Origin of the sequence: Nocardioides sp. YIM 152588 (genome assembly GCF_040191335.1) — a bacterium.
In the GTDB taxonomy this organism is placed as follows: Bacteria; Actinomycetota; Actinomycetes; order Propionibacteriales; family Nocardioidaceae; genus Nocardioides.
Genome location: NZ_JBEGDJ010000105.1, coordinates 1 through 2,974 on the forward strand (window position 1 = coordinate 1; position 2,974 = coordinate 2,974).

Below are 2,974 nucleotides of genomic sequence, written 5' to 3' on the forward strand. Positions count from 1 at the left end.
GCTTCTCCATCGACTTCGACAGGTTGCTCTGCGTGGTCGACAGGTTGCGGTAGGCGTTGATCGCCTCGATGTTCTGGCTGATGCGGAGACCCATGGTGTTCCCTCCTGGATTCACGGTCTTGGTGGGGTCGGGTGTCCCTCCCTGGACTCCCGTCGCAGTCCCTGATCGTCCGGGGCGGTGTCGGGATGAGGCATTGGGTGCCGAAATGCCGTGTGCCGGCGGGGACCGGTCGGTCCCCACCGGCACACGGTGGATCAGCGGTTCGGCTGCGCCCCAGGCGCGCGGTGCTCAGCCCTGGAGGAGCTGGAGCACGCCCTGGGAGGCGGAGTTGGCCTGGGCCAGCATCGCGGTCCCGGCCTGGGACAGGATCTGGTTCTTGGTCAGGTTCATCATCTCCTGGGCCATGTCGGTGTCGCGGATGCGCGACTCCGAGGCGGAGAGGTTCTCGATGGCGACGTTGACCGAGTTCACGGTGTGCTCGAACCGGTTCTGCAGCGCACCGAGGGCGCCGCGCTGGGTCGAGACCGCTGTGATCGCGGTCTGGACGGTGTTGCTGTTGGTGATGTCCGCCGCGGCGACCGACGCCGGCAGGGCGGAGACGCCGACGGTGATCACGTCGGTGCTGGCGTAGCCGACCTGGAAGGTCAGCGTCGCGGCGGTGCCCGGGAACAGCGAGACGCCGTTGAACTTGGTGTTCGTCTGGATCCGGCCGATCTCGGTCTCGAGGGCGTCGAACTCGGCCGAGAGCGCGGCCCGGGAGTTCGCGTCCTGGGTGCCGGAGTTGTACTGCACCGACAGGTCGTTCATGCGCTGCAGCATGGAGTGGACCTCGGTCAGGGCGCCTTCCGCGGTCTGCACGACCGAGATGCCGTCCTGGGCGTTGCGGACGGCGACCTTGAGTCCGCCGACCTGGGCGCGCAGGCCCTCGGAGATGGCGAGGCCCGCGGCGTCGTCGGCGGCGCGGTTGATCCGGTAGCCCGACGAGAGCTTCTCCATCGACTTCGACAGGTTGCTCTGCGTGGTCGACAGGTTGCGGTAGGCGTTGATCGCCTCGATGTTCTGGCTGATGCGGAGACCCATGGTGTTCCCTCCTGGATGCAAGGTCTGGTTCTCGGGGGTCCCTCCCTGGACTCCCGTCGGTCTCCCTGATCGTCCGGACCGTCGCCGGGCTGAGGCATTCCCCGGGTGTCGTCGCCCGAGATGCCGAGCGCCGGCGGGACCTCGTGGGTCCCACCGGCGCTCGGTGTCTCAGATGTGCCCCTGTCGGAGCGGTGCTCAGCCCTGGAGGAGCTGGAGGACGCCCTGGGAGGCGGAGTTGGCCTGGGCCAGCATCGCGGTCCCGGCCTGGGACAGGATCTGGTTCTTGGTCAGGTTCATCATCTCCTGGGCCATGTCGGTGTCGCGGATGCGCGACTCCGAGGCGGAGAGGTTCTCGATGGCGACGTTGACGCTGTTCACGGTGTGCTCGAACCGGTTCTGGATCGCGCCGAGGGCGCCGCGCTGGGTCGAGATCGCGGTGATCTGCGCCTGTACGTCGTCGCTGGTGCTGGGCGTGCCGGCGGCCAGGTCGAGCGCCGCGATGGTGCCCTTGAAGCTGCCGAGCGCCGCCGCCGAGATCGCGATGGTGTCGCCGTTGGCGTAGCCGACCTGGAAGGTCCGCGCGCCGCCACCGAACAGCAGGTTGCCGTTGAACTTGGTGTTGTCCTCGATCCGGCCGACCTCGGTCTTCAGGGCGGTGAACTCGGCGTTGATCGCGGCCTTGGACTCGGTGCTCTGGGTGCCGGAGTTGTACTGCACGGCGAGGTCGTTCATGCGCTGGAGCATGGAGTGGACCTCGGTGAGGGCGCCTTCCGCGGTCTGGGCGACCGAGATGCCGTCCTGGGCGTTGCGGACGGCGACCTTGAGTCCGCCGACCTGGGCGCGCAGGCCCTCGGAGATGGCGAGGCCCGCGGCGTCGTCGGCGGCGCGGTTGATCCGGTAGCCCGACGAGAGCTTCTCCATCGACTTCGACAGGTTGCTCTGCGTGGTCGACAGGTTGCGGTAGGCGTTGATCGCCTCGATGTTCTGGCTGATGCGAAGACCCATGGTTCCCTCCTGGATTCAAGGTCTGGTGGGGTCGGGAGTCCCTCCATGGCCTCCCGTCTCCCCACCCCATCGACCGGACGGCGGTCGGGTTGAGCCTTCGACCCGAAGGGCTCGCGGCGACTCGGCGCTGAAAGCGACGTGCCGGTGGGGACCGGGTGGTCCCCACCGGCACGCGGTGGATCAGATGTGCCTCGGGTGGTGTGTCCGGGTCAGCCCTGGAGGAGCTGGAGGACGCCCTGGGAGGCGGAGTTGGCCTGGGCCAGCATCGCGGTCCCGGCCTGGGACAGGATCTGGTTCTTGGTCAGGTTCATCATCTCCTGGGCCATGTCGGTGTCGCGGATGCGCGACTCCGAGGCGGAGAGGTTCTCGATGGCGACGTTGACCGAGTTCACGGTGTGCTCGAACCGGTTCTGGATGGCACCGAGGGCGCCGCGCTGGGTCGAGATGCCCGTGATCGCCGCCTGCACCGAGTTGCTGTTCGTGATCACCACGGCGGAGCCGCCGACGGTCTGGGTCGCGGTGAAGTCCGCGGTGTCGATCGTCGCGAACGACTTGAGCGACCCCGCGCCGTCGACGACGATCGTGTCGCCGCTGGCGTAGCCGACCTGGAACGTCAGGTCGGCGTCGTTGAACAGCGTGTTGCCGTTGAACTTGGTGTTCGTCTGGATCCGGTCGATCTCGGTGAGCAGCGCGTTGAACTCCGCCGACAGGGCGGCCTGGGAGTTCGCGTCCTGGGTGCCGGAGTTGTACTGCACCGACAGGTCGTTCATGCGCTGCAGCATGGAGTGGACCTCGGTGAGGGCGCCTTCCGCGGTCTGGGCGACCGAGATGCCGTCCTGGGCGTTGCGGACGGCGACCTTGAGGCCGCCGACCTGGGCGCGCAGGCCC

General features: G+C 68.0%; 3 protein-coding genes. All 3 read right to left on the bottom strand.

The genetic code is table 11. The annotated features are described in order from the left end of the window. Positions 1-289: 289 nt before the first annotated feature. Positions 290-1,081, bottom strand: a complete 792-nt coding sequence (locus ABLM29_RS22150; RefSeq protein ID WP_349716810.1) for a flagellin N-terminal helical domain-containing protein — start codon at positions 1,079-1,081, stop codon at positions 290-292. Between the two features lie 195 nt (positions 1,082-1,276). Beyond that, a complete protein-coding gene (locus ABLM29_RS22155; RefSeq protein WP_349716812.1) occupies positions 1,277-2,086 on the bottom strand; it encodes a flagellin N-terminal helical domain-containing protein in 810 nt (269 codons plus the stop codon). Positions 2,087-2,295: 209 nt separating this feature from the next. Beyond that, the coding region (locus ABLM29_RS22160) for a flagellin (RefSeq protein WP_349716814.1) at positions 2,296-2,974 on the bottom strand (679 nt) is incomplete at its 5' end.

What these genes read in the sequence shown, in the direction of transcription:
- ABLM29_RS22150 (WP_349716810.1), bottom strand. Translation starts at nt 1,081, where the DNA reads ATGGGTCTCCGCATCAGCCAGAACATCGAGGCGATCAACGCCTACCGC.
- ABLM29_RS22155 (WP_349716812.1), bottom strand. Translation starts at nt 2,086, where the DNA reads ATGGGTCTTCGCATCAGCCAGAACATCGAGGCGATCAACGCCTACCGC.